We start from the raw sequence: 13,882 nt of genomic DNA on the forward strand, positions 1-13,882 counted from the left end.
ATGACTTCGACCTCCCTTCCCGGCGCCGCCACCGAGCGCGGCATCATGCCCGCCGCGTCCGTGCGCGGCCTGTCCAAGACCTACGGCCACGGCGACACCACGGTGCACGCGCTGCGCTCGGTCGACCTCGACCTGGCGCCCGGCCGGTTCACCGCGATCATGGGCCCGTCCGGCTCGGGCAAGTCGACGCTGATGCACTGCCTCGCGGGTCTCGACCGCCCCATCGAGGGCACGGTCGCGATCGCGGGCACCGACATCACCGCGCTCGACGACGACCGGCTGACGCACTTCCGCCGCGACCACCTCGGCTTCGTGTTCCAGGCGTTCAACCTGCTGCCGATGCTGACGGCGCGGCAGAACATCATGCTGCCGTTCGAGCTGGCCGGCCGCCGCCTCGAGCCGGGTGCCACCGAGCGGATCGAGCAGGTCATCGACGTCCTCGGGCTGCGCGACCGACTCGACCACCGCCCCGGCGAGCTCTCGGGCGGTCAGCAGCAGCGCGTCGCGATCGCCCGGGCGCTCGCCGCGAACGCCGACGTGGTCTTCGCCGACGAGCCCACCGGCAACCTCGACAGCACCGCGTCCTCCGAGGTGCTGTCCTACCTGCGCCGCAGCGTCATCGAGATGGGCCACACGGTCGTCATGGTCACGCACGAGCTCGACGCAGCCGCCTACGCCGACGACGTGGTCGTGCTGGCCGACGGTCGCGTCCGGGCCCACCTCGACACCCCGTCGCGCGACGAGATCGTCCACGCCCTCGAGGGCGGTGCCCGATGAGGACCGTCCTGTTCGCGTCGCTGCGGACTCACACGCGGCGCTACGTCTCGGCGCTCGTCGCCGTCGCGATCGCGGTGGCGTTCGTCGTCGTGATCGACGCCATCGGCTCGGGTGCTCGCAGCGGCATCGCCGCGAGCGTGGAGGCGGCCTACCCGGAGGCCGAACTCGTCGTGGGCGAGGAGTACGGGATCGCCGAGTCCGATCCCGACCGCGTCCTGCGGGTGGCCGAGAGCCGGGGCGACCGGGCCGCCGTGATCGCCTCCACGTGGACCACGGTGGAAGGGCCCGACGGGGCGATCGGGGACGACGTCCGGGTCGGCACCGTCGCGCTCGATCCGCAGCTGCGCTCGCAGGAGATCGCGAGCGGCCGCGCCCCGAGCTCCGACCGCGAGGCGCTCGTCTCCACCGACACCGCGAAGGCGGAAGGCATCGCCCTCGGCGACACCCTGACCGTGGGGGTCGGCCGCGAGACGGTGGACGTCACCGTCGTCGGCCTCGCAGGATCCTCGAGCTACCTCGACGCGGACGTCGACATCACGTGGCCAGCCATGGCCGCGGTCGGCCTGGCGATCCCCGACGCCGTCGCCTACGACGCGCGCGACGACGTGGCCGGGGCGCAGGAGGCGCTCACCGCGGTGACCGAGTCGCCGGTGCAGACCCGCGACGAGTACGTGCAGGCCCGCATCGTGCTGATGAACCAGGGCGCCGACGTCCTGTCCTACCTGCTGCTGCTCTTCGCGGCGATCGCCGGCTTCGTCGCCGTGCTCGTCATCGCGAACACCTTCACGATCCTGTTCGCCCAGCGCAGCCGCGACTTCGCCCTGCTGCGGTGCGTCGGCGCCACGGGCCGTCAGGTCCTGAGGTCGGTGCGCGCCGAGGCGCTCGTGCTGGCGCTCGTCGCCGGGGCGACCGGCGTCGCGGCGGGCATCGTCACGGGGCAGGTGCTCGGCTGGGTGATCCGCGCCTTCGCCGGAGAGGAGGCCTTCGGGCCCGTCAGCCACTCCCCGACCTGGCTCGTGGCCGCGTTCGTCGGCGGCGTGCTCACGACGATCGTCGCGGCGTGGCTGCCGACGCGCGCCGTGGTGCGCGTCAGTCCGCTCGCGGCCCTGCGGCCCGCCGCCGACCCGACCGCCCGCACGACCGCGGGCCGGGTCCGCATCGCCGTCGGCGTCCTGACGACGCTCGCGGGATTCGCGGCGCTCGGCCTGGCCGCGTGGGCGTCCTCGATGCCGCTGATGCTGGCCGGCGGGATGGCCTCCTTCATCGGCGTGCTGCTGCTCGGACCCGTCGTCGTGCCGCGGCTGCTGCGGCTCTTCGGACGGGTCGGCCGCGCCGGCGGACCGTTCCGGGTCGCCGCGGCCAACGCCGTGCGCCACCCGCGCCGCAGTGCCGCGACCACGGCGTCGCTGCTCGTCGGCGTCACGCTGGCCACGGCGATCCTCACCGGCATGGCCAGCGCTCGCGACGCCGTGACGACCGAGATGGACGCGGAGTACCCCGTCGACTTCGCCGTCAGCGGAACCCGCGCCTTCGATCCCGCCCTGGTCGAGGCGGTCGGTGGGATCCCCGACGTGGCCGACGTCCGGGGCGTGAAGGGTGCGACGGTCGCGTCGGAGGCCGGACGGCTCACGGTGATCGCCGCGAGCGAGGCCGACCGGGCCGCGACGCTGGACCCGGCCGCCATCAGCCCGAAGGGCGACGAGGTGCTCATCCCCGCCGCGGTGGCCCAGGAGTTCGCCGACGGCGTGCCCGAGGAGCTCACCCTGCGGACCGGCGACGGCGCGGTCACCCTCGCGACCCGCGTCGTCGGCTCCGAGTGGGGTCAGGCGGCGATTGTCCCGACTGACGCCCTCGAGCAGGTGGCACCGGACGCCGCCGTGCGCGTGCTCTGGGTCCTGGCCGAGGACGGCGCCGACGCGGACGACCTCGCCGGGGCGCTCGGCGCGCTCACCCGCGACGCCGACGGCGAGGTGGCCAACAACCTGAAGGACCAGCAGTGGGTCGCGACGCAGCTGGACGTGCTGGTGTGGGCGGTCCTCGGCCTGCTGGGCGTCGGCATCCTCATCGCCCTGGTGGGGATCGCGAACACGGTCGGGCTCTCCATCCTGGAGCGGTCCCGCGAGCACGCCCTGATGCGTGCCCTCGGGCTGACCCGCCGCGGCCTGAGCCGCGTGCTGGCCGCCGAGGGGATGCTGCTGGCGCTCGTCGCGTCGGTCATGGGGGTCGTGCTCGGCACGGTCTACGCGACGTTCGGCGTGGCCACGGTGGTGGCCGACGTCATGCCCGACGCGCGCCTCGTGGTGCCGTGGGGCCAGCTGGCCGCCGTGCTGGTCGTCGCGACGGCCGCCGGGCTGGCCGCGGCCACCCTCCCGGCCCGCCGGGGCGCGCGGGTCATGCCGGCCGAGGGGCTGACGCTCGACTGAGCCGCGCCCGCCACTCCCCCGGTTCGGCGAGTGGCGCAGATTCGCCCGCCACTCGCCGAGTGGCGGGCGTCTTTGCGCCACTCGCGACCCCCTTTTGCGCCACTCGGCGTCACGGACTGTTGACAGGTTGCCAATAGGCCGCCGAGACTGGCTCATGACCTCCGCGGCACGCACCCGCCTTGCCCCCGACTTCCGGCGCCGGTCGATCCTCGACGCCGCGGCCGTGCTCTACGCCTCCCGCCCCTATGACCAGGTCTCGACCACCGAGCTGGCCCGCGCGGCGGGCGTGACGCGCGGCCTCGTCCACCACTACTTCGGCAGCAAGCGCGCGCTGTTCCTGGCGGTCATGCGCGAGTCGGTGCAGATGCCCGAGGCCGCGCTCCCCGACCTCTCCGGCCTGCCGCTGCCCGAGCGCGTGAGCCGCACGATCGACTGGATCCTGGACGCGGCGACCACCTACGGGCAGGCGTGGGTCGCGGCCTCGGGAGCGGCGAACCTCCACGGCCCCTCCGACGTCCAGGCGATCGTCGACGAGGCCGACGACCGCGCTGCCCGCCTCGTGCTCGACGCGCTGGCGCTGCCCGACGACGCCGCCCTGCGCGCGCGGCTCCGCCCCGTGGCGGCCTACGTGAAGGCGCTGTGCCGCGAGTGGCTGGTGCAGGGCACGCTCGAGCGCGAGGACGTCCACGCCGACGTGTGCGCGGCCGTCCTCACGGTGACGGCGACATGACGTCGATCGGGATCATCGGCACCGGCTTCGGCGGCATCGGCACGGCGGTCGAGCTGCTCACGCACGGGTACGACGACGTGCGGCTGTGGGAGCGGGCCGACGAGCTCGGCGGCGTGTGGCGCGACAACACCTACCCGGGCTCGGGCTGCGACGTGCCGGCCCCGCTCTACTCCTTCTCCTTCGCGCCGAGCGACCGGTGGTCGCGCCGCTACCCCGTGCAGGCCGAGATCCTCGCCTACCTGCGCGACGTCGCCGACCGGTTCGGCGTCGCCCCACGGTGCCGCTTCGGCGCGCGGGTCGTGTCCGCGCACCGGGACGCGAGCGGCTGGCGGGTCACGTTCGACGACGGCACCGCCGAGACCGTCGACGTCCTCGTGAGCGCGGTGGGCCAGCTGTCCGAGCCGAGTGCGCCCCAGGTCCCGGGCTGGGAGTCCTTCGCCGGACCGGTGCTGCACGCCGGCTCGTGGGACGCCTCGGTGGACCTCACCGGCCGGCGCGTGGCCGTGGTGGGCACGGGCGCGTCCGCCGTGCAACTGGTGCCGCGGCTGGCCGAGGTCGCGCGCGAGCTCGTCGTGGTGCAGCGGTCCGCCCAGCACGTGCTGCCGAAGCTCGACGGCGCCTACCCGGCCTGGTACCGCGACCTCGCCGCCCGCGAACGGCGGCCGATCGACTGGATCACCCAGCAGTTCTCGCGCGGGCTCGATCCGGAGTCGGGGATCGCCACGTTCATCGAGCGCCTGGCCGCCACGCACCGCCGCGTGCAGGTGCGCGACGCGGGCCTGCGGCGCGACCTCGTCCCGCGCCATCAGGTGGGCTGCAAGCGGATCCTGTTCTCCAACGAGTACTACCCCGCTCTGACGCGCGACCACGTGCGCCTCGTGCCGCACGCGCTCACCGAGGTGCGCCCGGAGTCGGTCCGCACCGCCGACGGCACCTGGCACGCCGTGGACGCGATCTGCTTCGCCACCGGTTTCGACACGCAGGACTTCCTGCACGGGATCGAGGTCACCGGTCCGGGTGGCAGTCTCCACGAGCAGTGGCGCGACGGCGCTCGCGCGCACCTCGGGATCCACGTGCCCGGCTTCCCGAACCTCTTCCTGGCGTACGGCCCCAACACCAACCTCGGCGGCGGGTCGATCATCACGATGCTCGAGGCGCAGTCGCGTCACATCCGCGCCACGCTCGACCGGATGCGGGACCGCGGAGCGCACGAGGTCCAGGCCCGGCCCGAGGCGGAGCAGCGGTGGGACGCGCGGGTGCAGGACCAGCTCGCGCGGTCGGCCTGGGCGTCGTGCTCCAGCTGGTACCGCCATCCCGAGACCGGTCGCATCACCTCGAACTGGCCCGGCGGCACGTGGGCGTACGAGAGCGTGGTCTCGCAGGTGCACGACGAGGACTTCGCGTGGGCCTGAGCCGCCCTCCGGGAGGTTGAGCCGGGCGGGGACAATGGAGGCATGTCCCCCCGCCGCCTGTTCCGCACCGTCGCCGTCGCCGAGGCCATCACTTGGGCCCTGCTGCTGACGGGCATGTTCCTCAAGTACGTCACCGAGACCACCGAGCTGGGGGTGCGGATCGGCGGCATGCTGCACGGCGTCGTCTTCGTGGCCTACGTGGTCACCACCGTGGTCGTCGCGATCGACGCGCAGTGGAGCCTCAAGCGCTCGGCGCTCGGCCTGCTCGCCGCCGTGCCGCCGTTCTTCACGATCTGGTTCGACGTCGTCAGCGAGCGCCAGGGCGCGCTGCCCGAGCGGTGGCGCCTGACGACCGGCGAGCCGGCCGGCACCCTTGACCGCCTCGTCGCGTGGCTCGTGCGCAAGCCCCTGCAGGGCCTGGCCGTCGGCGTGCTGGCCGTCGTGGCCCTCACCGGCGCGGCCCTCGTGGTGGGCCCGCCCACCAGCTGACCCCCGCGGACCCGCGCACGCGCCCCACTTTTGTGACGGGAGTCGGCCGGATCGAGGCTCAGAAGCCGAAGGGCGTCACAAAAGTCGGGCGTGCGGTTCTTCGGCTCAGGTCAGCGCGCGCGTGATCGGGTCGATCGCGAAGTAGACGACGAACAGCGCGGCGATGATCCACAGCAGCACGTGGACCTCGCGGATGCGGCCCATCACGACCTTGAGCACGACGTAGGCCAGGAAGCCCGCGCCGATGCCGGCCGTGATCGAGTACGTGAACGGCATGAAGGCGATCGTCAGGAACGCCGGGATCGCGATCTCGGGGTCCTTCCAGTCGATCTCGGTCACCTGCGTCATCATCAGGAAGCCCACGAGCACGAGCGCGGCCACGGCGGCCTCGTTCGGGATGATCTGCACGACGGGCGTGAAGATCGTGGCCAGCAGGAAGCACAGGCCCGTGACCACACTGGCCAGGCCGGTGCGCGCGCCGTCGGCGACGCCGGCCGTGGACTCCACGTAGGACGTGTTGCTCGAGACGCCGGCGGCACCGCCCACGGCGGCGGCGACGGAGTCGACGATGAGGATGCGCTGCGCGCCCTCGGGCGCGCCGTCCTCGTCGTTCAGGCCGGCCTCGGCGCCGACGGCCGTCATCGTGCCCATCGTGTCGAAGAAGTCCGCGAGCATGAGGGTGAAGACGAGGAGAACCGCCGCGACGACGCCGACGCGGTCGAACGAGCCGAGCAGGTTGAAGTCGCCGAGCAGCGAGAGGTCGGGCGTCTCGACGATCTTGTCGGGCCACGCGGGGACGTTGAGGTTCCAGCCCTTCGACGTCGGGTCGCCGCCCGAGCCTGGGGTGTCGGTGATCGCCTGCACGATGATCGCCACGATCGTGGTGACGACGATGCCGATGAGGATCGCTCCGGGAACCCGGCGCGTGTGCAGGCTGATCATCAGCAGCAGGCCGAAGCAGAACACCAGCACGGGCCAGCCCGACAGCTCGCCGCCGATGCCCATGCCGATCGGCGGGGCGGCGTTGCCGGTGGCACGCACGAAGCCCGCGTCGATCAGGCCGATCAGGGTCAGGAAGAGGCCGATGCCCACCGCGATCGCGGTCTTCAGCTGCCCGGGCACCGCGTCGAAGACCGCCTTGCGGAAGCCGGTCAGCACCAGCACGAGGATCACGATGCCCTCGAGCACGACCAGGCCCATCGCGTCGGCCCACGTCATCTGGGTGGCCACGGAGAACGCGACGAAGGCGTTCAGGCCCAGGCCGGTCGCCAGCGCGATCGGGAAGTTCGCGACCACGCCCATCAGGATCGTCAGCACGCCGGCCACGAGCGCGGTGCAGGCCGCGATCGTCGCGAAGCCCGAGCCCGGCTCGGTGCCTCCGCCGAGGAACTTGCCGTCCGCGTCGGCCACGCCGCTGAGGATGATCGGGTTGAGGACGATGATGTACGCCATCGTCAGGAAGGTCACGACGCCGCCGCGGACCTCCTGTCCGACCGATGAGCCGCGCTGCGAGATCTTGAAGTAGCGATCGAGGGTAGTCGTCACGGGTCCCCATCCTGCCAAGCGCGAGGGCGCCTCAGCACGGCGGGCTCTACGGAGGCTCTCAGGAAACGGACAGGTACGCTCGGCAGACTGTCCGGGCGACTCCCTCGACGAAATGAGAACCATGCGGAACCTGAAGACCCTGCCCCTCGTCCTGCTGCTGTCCGTGGCGCCCCTCGCGGCCTGCGGCTCCGGCGACGACGACGCGAAGGACTCGAAGAAGGAGAGCTGCACGGACTACCCCTCGGGCGCCTCCAGCGACGCCGTGAAGGTCTCGGGCGAATTCGGCGAGACCGGCCCCAAGGCCACCTTCACCGCGCCGCTGGCCGCAAAGGCCGACGACCTGCAGCGCACCGTCGTCGACGACGGTGACGGCGACGACACCTCGAAGGGCGACCAGGTCGAGGCCGTCATCACCGTCTTCAACGGTCGCGACGGCAAGCAGGCGCTCAGCGAGCAGGCCACCCTGACCGCCGGCGACGACAAGACCTTCGAGGCCTTCCGCGCCGGCATCGAGTGCGTCCCCACCGGCTCGCGCGTCGTCACCACGGTGGCCGCGTCCGACGTCTACGGCGCCGAGGGCTACGCCGACCTCAACATCAAGGCCACCGACTCGCTCGTGATCGTGACCGACGTCGTCGACGTGCGCGAGGAGGTCAAGGCCAAGGACTGGAAGAAGGACGTCCCGAAGGTGAGCCTCGAGGGCGACCAGCCGAAGGTCACGCTGCCGAAGACCGACCCGCCGAAGGACGTCCTGGTCAAGGTCCTCGAGGAGGGTGACGGCAAGACCGTCAAGGCGGGCGACGCCCTCACCGTGAACTACCAGGGCAGCACCTGGGAGGACAAGGGCAAGGTCTTCCAGCAGACGTTCGGCAAGGACGGCCAGCCCGCCCAGCTCTCCACCGACCAGGTCGTCCAGGGCTTCAAGGCCGGCGTCGTGGGCCAGAAGGAGGGCTCCACGGTGCTGATCAACATCCCCGCCGAGTACGGCTACGGCACCGAGGCCTCCGAGGGCAACGAGCTCGGCGGCAAGACGCTGCTGTTCGTGGTGGAGATCGTCTCGATCGACTCCTGACGCTCCGCACCACCAACCCACTTGTGGAACGGGATCCACGCCGAACACGCTTCGGGACGTGGATCCCGTTCCACGTGTGGCGAGGGGGTGCGTCAGAACGAGCCGGCGGGCGCCGTCACCACGGCGCCTGACCCGCGGAACGGCTCGGCGGCCGCGGTGATCCGCTCGTTCAGGGCGGCCCACCAGGCCGCGTCCCGCTCGCTGCGCGACTCGTCCCACGCGTCGCCCTGGCCGTCGAGGCCCTCACGCAGGATCTCCAGGTGCCCGGCGTGCTGCGCCGTCTCCGACACCATGTGAACCAGGAGGTAGTCGAAGCTCGTGTCCGGCTCGCTCCACCACGGAACCTTCGCAGGCGCGTCCTCGGGCAGCTCCGCGCAGGCACGCGCGGTGTGATCGCCCACGGCGACGTAGAGGTCGACCACCGACTGGGCGCTCTCGTCGGCCGTCAGCCACAGGTCCGAGTTGTCCTCCTCGCCCGTGGTGGTCTCCCACGGCGTCCCGAGGTCGCTCCGGAAGCCGGCGCAGCTCGCGACGTACTCGAGCTCGACGATGGCCAGGTGCTTGACCAGGCCCAGCAGGTTCGTCCCCGTCGGCGTCAACGGCCGCCGCGCGTCGTACTCGTCCACGCCGTGCACGGCACGGAGCACGGCGCGGTGGCCCCGCTGCAGGTAGTGCAGGCTGGTCTCCCGGCCGCTCATCGGCTCGCCCTCCACTCGGGGTCGCGACCGATGAAGCCCATCAGCCTGAGCACCCCGTCGGCGTCGGGCGGCACCGGGACAGCCGGCCCGTACTGACCGGAGTCGCGCAGTATCTGCTCGTGCAGGCTCATCCCCTGCAGCAGGTGCTCGCACTCCTGCGGGTCCAGGCCCGACAGCACGCCGGCCGACTCGGCCAGGTCCCACGTGTGCATGAGGACGTCGGTCGAGTAGAACCGGTCGATGATGCCGCCCAGCGGCTCGGTGCCCAGCTGCGGGTGCGTGAAGTCGTCCTCGGCCGCCGGCGAGTCGAGCAGCTCCTGGATCTCGGCGGCGTGGGTGCGCCACGCCGCGGCGGGATCCGCGAGGTCGACCTCGCGACGGAGGTGGACCCGCCCGGAGCCGAGGAAGCCCTGCGACCACGTGACCAGGTGCTCCACGACGTCGCGCGCCGCCCACTCGGGTACCGGCGTGGGCGCGTCCCAGTCCTGGACGCGATCGACGACCGCCGTGAACCCGTCGGTGACGCGGGCATGGCGTTCGGCCAGGGGCTGCGACGCCCCGGGATGAGATGCGGACACGGATCCTCCGACGGTCGACGACACGAGGCTCCCAGTCGACCGCTCCCCCTCCGCGGCGTCAAGGGCGGCGAGGACCCGGGTTGTCGAACCACCCGCGTGCACGAGACGGTGGCGGGGTGACCGCACTGCACGAGCTGGACGCCCACGACCTCGCTGCCACGATCGCCGCCCGCGAGGTGTCGTGCGTCGAGGTGACGCGCCACTTCCTCGACCGCGTCGAGGCCGACCACCTGGGCGCGTTCGTCACCGTGACGCCCGAGCGCGCGCTCGCCCGCGCCGCCGAGCTGGACTCCCTCGACGAGCGCCCGCCCTTCGCCGGCGTTCCTACCGCCTTCAAGGACCTCACGCCCACCGCGGGCGTCCGCACCACGATAGGCTCGCGCCTGCTGGCCGACCAGGTCCCCGACCACAGCGCCGACCTGGTCGACCTCGTCGAGGAGGCCGGATTCATCAGCCTCGGCAAGACGAACACGCCCGAGTTCGGCCTGAGCTCCTACACCGACAACGACGTCGTCGGGCCCACGGGGACGCCGGCCGATCCGGCGCTCAACGCCGGCGGCTCCAGCGGTGGCGCCGCCGCGGCCGTGGCCGCGCAGCTGCTGCCCCTCGCTCCGGGCAGCGACGGCGGCGGCTCGATCCGGATCCCGGCGTCGTGCTGCGGTGTGCTCGGGTTCAAGCCCTCGCGCGGGCGCGTCGGGGCCGGACCGGACTCCCCCACCTGGAGCGGTCTTGCTACCGACGGAGTGCTGGCGCGATCGGTCCGCGACGTCGCCGCGGTCCTCGACCTGCTCGCCCGTCCGGTCCCCGGCTCGTCGCGTGTGTGGCCGGCGCCGGCGACACCGTTCGCCGAGGAGATCCGCCGCGAGACCGGCCGGCTACGGATCGCCACCTGGACCGACCCGTACCTCGACTTCGTCGACGCGTCGCCCGGCTCGGTGGCCGCGGTCGCCGCCGCGCGCGAGGCCCTCGCCGGGCTGGGTCACGAGGTGGTCGAGATCGCGAACCCGTGGCCGGCCGAGCTTGAGCCGCAGTTCAACGTGGTCTGGTCGGCGGGCATGGCCTCGGTGCCGCTGCCCCCGGAGGCGATCGGGACGCTGCGGCCGACCACGCGCTACTGGTACGAGCGCGGCGGGCAGGCGTCCGCCCCGGCGCTCGCCGCGGCGCTGACGTTCCTCGAGCTGACCACGGCGGCGGTCAACGCCTCACTGGCGTCGTTCGACCTGTTCCTCACGCCGACCCTGGCCCTGCCGCCGCAGCCCCACGCGTGGTTCACGGAGTCGGGCGACCCCACCGAGGACCACCGGCGCGAGCTGCTCTTCACGCCCTACACGGCGCTCATGAACATGAGCGGCCAGCCGGCCGCGAGCGTGCCGGGGCACGTGCACGACGGCTTGCCCGTGGGCGTCATGCTGGCCGGTCACGTGGGCGCCGACGCCCTCGTCCTGCGCGCCGTCGATCAGCTGATGGAGGTCAGCGGGCGGTCATGACGATGGGGTCACCATCGGTGATGGCGATGGTGTGCTCGCTGTGGGCGCCGCGGGAGCCGTCGGCGCTGCGGATCGTCCAGCCGTCGTCGTCCATGCGGATCTCGTCGGTCGAGGCCAGCAGCCACGGCTCGATCGCGATGACCAGGCCGGGCTTGAGCGGGAAGCCGCGGCCCGCCACGCCGTCGTTCGAGATGTGCGGGTCGCCGTGCATCGTGCGGCCGACGCCGTGGCCGCCGAACTGCGTGTTGACCGTGTAGCCGTACTCACGGGCGGTCTCGCCGATGGTGGCGCTGATGTCGCCGATCTTCCCGCCGGGACGGGCCACCTCGATCGCGCGTGCGAGGGCCACCTCGGTGGCCTCGATGAGGCGCAGGTCCTCGTCGCGCGGCGTGCCGACGACGACGCTGAGGGCCGAGTCGCACACCCACCCATCGACGCTGACCGCGAAGTCGAGGCTGACGAGGTCGCCGTCGCGCAGCTTGTACCGGTGCGGGAGGCCGTGCAGCACCGCGTCGTTGACGCTCGTGCACAGCACCTTGCCGAACGGGCCACGGCCGAACGAGGGCGCGTAGTCGATGTAGCACGACTCGGCACCGCGGTCCTTGATCATCCGGTGGGCCAGGGCGTCGAGCTCGAGCAGGTCCATCCCGACGTCGGCCGTCTCGGCCAGGGTCGTGAGGACCTCCGCGACGAACCGGCCGGCCGGCCGCATCTCGTCGAGTTGGGTGGGGTTCAGCAGCTCGATCGCCATGCGGCCAGCCTACGGACCCGCGTCAGCGGCGGACCCGGAAGGTCGCGGTGTACGACCCGCTGACCTTGCCGGGGGCGACCAACGCCCCACGGCGCTGCGAGGCTCCCTTGGAGCGGCCGACCTTCCACTTCCAGCCCGCCGTCACGGCGGCGCGGTCGGAGGGAATCAGTGCGTCCAGCTGCTCGAGCAGGGCCGCGAACGTCCGGGGTCCCTCGTCGTCGCCACCGAACTCGGGGCAGTAGATCTCGCCGTCCTCGTCCTCCATGCACTCCGGCTTCGAGGCCGCACCCTTCGGCGCGTAGGTGACCTTGCCGCGACCCACCGCGTTCCTGCCGATCGTGAACTTCTTCGACGGGCCGGTGCGCAGGCCCTGCGGCTTGCCGTTCACGTACTCGCGGTAGACGGGACGCACGAGCACGCCGCGGCCGGCCTTGACCGACGAGCCGCCGAGCGTCACCCAGGCCTTGCCGTTCCACTTCTGGGCACCGCTGAACCGGTACTCGATCGCCTTCGCGCTGCGCAGCGTGAGGTGCGAGGTGACCGAGGTGATGGTCGCGTCGGCCAGGTCGGTGCCCACGATAGAGGCGACGTCGCCACCGATGTCACCGGCCAGCTGGTCGCCCAGCTCGCCGCGGTCGGAGTAGACCTGCTCGTTCGTCAGGGTGCCGGTACGGCCGTCGCGCAGGCGGTACGAGATCCGCCAGACGTGACGCGCCGTGCCGATGCCGAGGTTGTCGAGCGTGTCGACGGCGGCGAAGGCGGGCGCGTAGCTCGCGGCGAACGCCGCCATGTCGGGGTTGACGACCGTGCCGCTGTACGTGCGGATCCGCTGGGCGGACGCGTTGTAGACGTGGGTGGTCACGCCGAAGCCCTTGATCAGGCCGAGCTCGCCGCGGATGGCCGCGTAGCCGTCGTGCGTGATCGTGCCGATCTGCTGGCCGATCCGCGAGACCTGCTTGTACGAGCCGACCTCGCCCGTGGCGTCGGGGACGATGAGCGCCGCCGAGGCGTTGTGGATCGACAGCGAGGTCTCACCGGCGAAGTCCATCGGGTGGCCGAAGGCCCACACCGTGGAGCCGCAGATCGCCGTGACCGTGCCGACGCCACCGGAGAACAGGTCGCCGGTGGAGTAGCCGACCGCGATGTTGCCGCCGGGGACGAGCGGGTCGTCGATGACCGTGGGCGTCGCGACCGCCGCGAAGCCACCGGCGCGCGCCGAGCGGGCGGCCGGCGAGGCGCCCGGGACCCGGGCCAGCGTGCGGTTCGCGAGGCGGTTGGCCTTGGCGCCGCCCGCCACGACCTTGCGCGTCCTGAGCAGGGGCAGCGTCGCACCCGCGAGGTCCACCTCGGTGGCGGCCGAGACGCCGCTCAGGCCGCGGCGCGTGATCGGGACCGCCGCCGGGCCCAGGCGGTCGACGCCCGTGCGCTTCATGTGGTCGGCCGGGGTCACGCCCGCGATCGGGATGTTGTCGGCGTTGAGGCCGTACGCGACCGCACCGATGAGGCGGCCGTCCTGGGCGTAGACGGGCGAGCCCGACATGCCGGACCAGATGCCGGCCCTCGGGCTGCCCGTGTCGATCCCGGCGCCCGAGAGCTCGAAGAGCAGCATGTCGACGCCCTGGCCGAGCGCGTTCTCCAGGTGGCCGGTGTAGCGGCCCGTGAACTGCACGGGCTGCGTGCCCTTGACGACCGTGAGGCCCGTGACGGCGGTGTTCTCGTCGAACGTGTCGACCACCTCGCCCTGGGTGATCATCGGCACGCTGCCGTCGGAGCAGAACGCCGCGGGAGCGGCGACGGCGGGCGAGGCGGGGGCGACCAGCGCGGTCGCGGCCACGCTGCTGATGGCGGCGGCGGACAGCCAGCGCAGGGTCGGACGATGCATCGGGTACCCCCGGTTGAAGGACTTGAGTCGGATGATCG

At 72.5% G+C, this 13,882-nt stretch carries 12 protein-coding genes; 7 read left to right on the plus strand and 5 right to left on the minus strand.

Annotated features, from left to right (window positions below; all coding sequences use genetic code 11):
• From B2363_RS11665 to B2363_RS11685, 5 genes are all read left to right on the plus strand, one after another.
• On the plus strand, positions 1 to 777 hold the full coding sequence (locus B2363_RS11665; protein WP_286930386.1) for an ABC transporter ATP-binding protein: 777 nt from the start codon (positions 1 to 3) through the stop codon (positions 775 to 777).
• Entirely contained in the window at positions 774 to 3,200 is a 2,427-nt protein-coding gene (locus B2363_RS11670; protein ID WP_286930388.1) for an ABC transporter permease, read from the plus strand. The genes B2363_RS11665 and B2363_RS11670 overlap by 4 nt, the downstream gene beginning before the upstream one ends.
• Before the next feature lie 154 nt (positions 3,201 to 3,354).
• Complete coding sequence (locus tag B2363_RS11675; RefSeq protein ID WP_286930390.1) at positions 3,355 to 3,930, plus strand: TetR/AcrR family transcriptional regulator; 576 nt, start codon at positions 3,355 to 3,357, stop codon at positions 3,928 to 3,930.
• A complete protein-coding gene (locus tag B2363_RS11680) occupies positions 3,927 to 5,342 on the plus strand; it encodes a flavin-containing monooxygenase (RefSeq protein ID WP_286930392.1) in 1,416 nt (471 codons plus the stop codon). Before B2363_RS11675 ends, B2363_RS11680 begins: the two co-directional genes overlap by 4 nt.
• A gap of 42 nt (positions 5,343 to 5,384) precedes the next feature.
• Positions 5,385 to 5,831: a DUF3817 domain-containing protein gene (locus tag B2363_RS11685; RefSeq protein ID WP_181754008.1), complete on the plus strand. Its 447-nt coding sequence runs from the start codon at positions 5,385 to 5,387 to the stop codon at positions 5,829 to 5,831.
• A gap of 105 nt (positions 5,832 to 5,936) precedes the next feature.
• Here B2363_RS11685 and B2363_RS11690 read toward each other — a convergent pair whose 3' ends face one another.
• Positions 5,937 to 7,376 (minus strand): NCS2 family permease, encoded by a 1,440-nt coding sequence (locus B2363_RS11690; protein WP_286930395.1) that lies wholly within the window; start codon positions 7,374 to 7,376, stop codon positions 5,937 to 5,939.
• A 121-nt stretch (positions 7,377 to 7,497) separates the two neighbouring features.
• Here B2363_RS11690 and B2363_RS11695 point away from each other — a divergent pair, with 121 nt between their 5' ends.
• On the plus strand, positions 7,498 to 8,448 hold the full coding sequence (locus B2363_RS11695) for an FKBP-type peptidyl-prolyl cis-trans isomerase (RefSeq protein ID WP_286930397.1): 951 nt from the start codon (positions 7,498 to 7,500) through the stop codon (positions 8,446 to 8,448).
• 92 nt (positions 8,449 to 8,540) lie between these two features.
• Here B2363_RS11695 and B2363_RS11700 read toward each other — a convergent pair whose 3' ends face one another.
• Both B2363_RS11700 and B2363_RS11705 read right to left on the minus strand, forming a co-directional pair.
• Positions 8,541 to 9,146: a DinB family protein gene (locus B2363_RS11700; protein WP_286930399.1), complete on the minus strand. Its 606-nt coding sequence runs from the start codon at positions 9,144 to 9,146 to the stop codon at positions 8,541 to 8,543.
• Positions 9,143 to 9,724, minus strand: coding sequence for a maleylpyruvate isomerase N-terminal domain-containing protein (locus B2363_RS11705; protein WP_286930401.1), 582 nt, complete (start codon positions 9,722 to 9,724; stop codon positions 9,143 to 9,145). Before B2363_RS11705 ends, B2363_RS11700 begins: the two co-directional genes overlap by 4 nt.
• A gap of 116 nt (positions 9,725 to 9,840) precedes the next feature.
• Between B2363_RS11705 and B2363_RS11710 the strand changes: the two genes are divergently transcribed.
• Positions 9,841 to 11,211, plus strand: a complete 1,371-nt coding sequence (locus B2363_RS11710) for an amidase (RefSeq protein WP_286930403.1) — start codon at positions 9,841 to 9,843, stop codon at positions 11,209 to 11,211.
• On the opposite strand, the gene map is transcribed toward B2363_RS11710, so the two are convergent.
• Together map and B2363_RS11720 are read right to left on the minus strand one after the other, a co-directional pair.
• Positions 11,195 to 11,962: a type I methionyl aminopeptidase gene (gene map / locus B2363_RS11715; RefSeq protein ID WP_181753999.1), complete on the minus strand. Its 768-nt coding sequence runs from the start codon at positions 11,960 to 11,962 to the stop codon at positions 11,195 to 11,197. The two genes, B2363_RS11710 and map, sit on opposite strands and share 17 nt — an antisense overlap.
• Before the next feature lie 22 nt (positions 11,963 to 11,984).
• A complete protein-coding gene (locus B2363_RS11720) occupies positions 11,985 to 13,844 on the minus strand; it encodes a hypothetical protein (RefSeq protein ID WP_286930407.1) in 1,860 nt (619 codons plus the stop codon).
• Positions 13,845 to 13,882 lie beyond the last annotated feature (38 nt).

Source organism: Aeromicrobium sp. UBA7512, assembly GCF_002476985.1.
In the GTDB taxonomy this organism is placed as follows: domain Bacteria; phylum Actinomycetota; class Actinomycetes; order Propionibacteriales; family Nocardioidaceae; genus Aeromicrobium; species Aeromicrobium phoceense.

What these genes read in the sequence shown, in the direction of transcription:
- B2363_RS11670 (WP_286930388.1), top strand. Translation starts at nt 774, where the DNA reads ATGAGGACCGTCCTGTTCGCGTCGCTGCGGACTCACACGCGGCGCTAC.
- B2363_RS11675 (WP_286930390.1), top strand. Translation starts at nt 3,355, where the DNA reads ATGACCTCCGCGGCACGCACCCGCCTTGCCCCCGACTTCCGGCGCCGG.
- B2363_RS11680 (WP_286930392.1), top strand. Translation starts at nt 3,927, where the DNA reads ATGACGTCGATCGGGATCATCGGCACCGGCTTCGGCGGCATCGGCACG.
- B2363_RS11720 (WP_286930407.1), bottom strand. Translation starts at nt 13,844, where the DNA reads ATGCATCGTCCGACCCTGCGCTGGCTGTCCGCCGCCGCCATCAGCAGC.
- map (WP_181753999.1), bottom strand. Translation starts at nt 11,962, where the DNA reads ATGGCGATCGAGCTGCTGAACCCCACCCAACTCGACGAGATGCGGCCG.
- B2363_RS11695 (WP_286930397.1), top strand. Translation starts at nt 7,498, where the DNA reads ATGCGGAACCTGAAGACCCTGCCCCTCGTCCTGCTGCTGTCCGTGGCG.
- B2363_RS11665 (WP_286930386.1), top strand. Translation starts at nt 1, where the DNA reads ATGACTTCGACCTCCCTTCCCGGCGCCGCCACCGAGCGCGGCATCATG.
- B2363_RS11685 (WP_181754008.1), top strand. Translation starts at nt 5,385, where the DNA reads ATGTCCCCCCGCCGCCTGTTCCGCACCGTCGCCGTCGCCGAGGCCATC.
- B2363_RS11700 (WP_286930399.1), bottom strand. Translation starts at nt 9,146, where the DNA reads ATGAGCGGCCGGGAGACCAGCCTGCACTACCTGCAGCGGGGCCACCGC.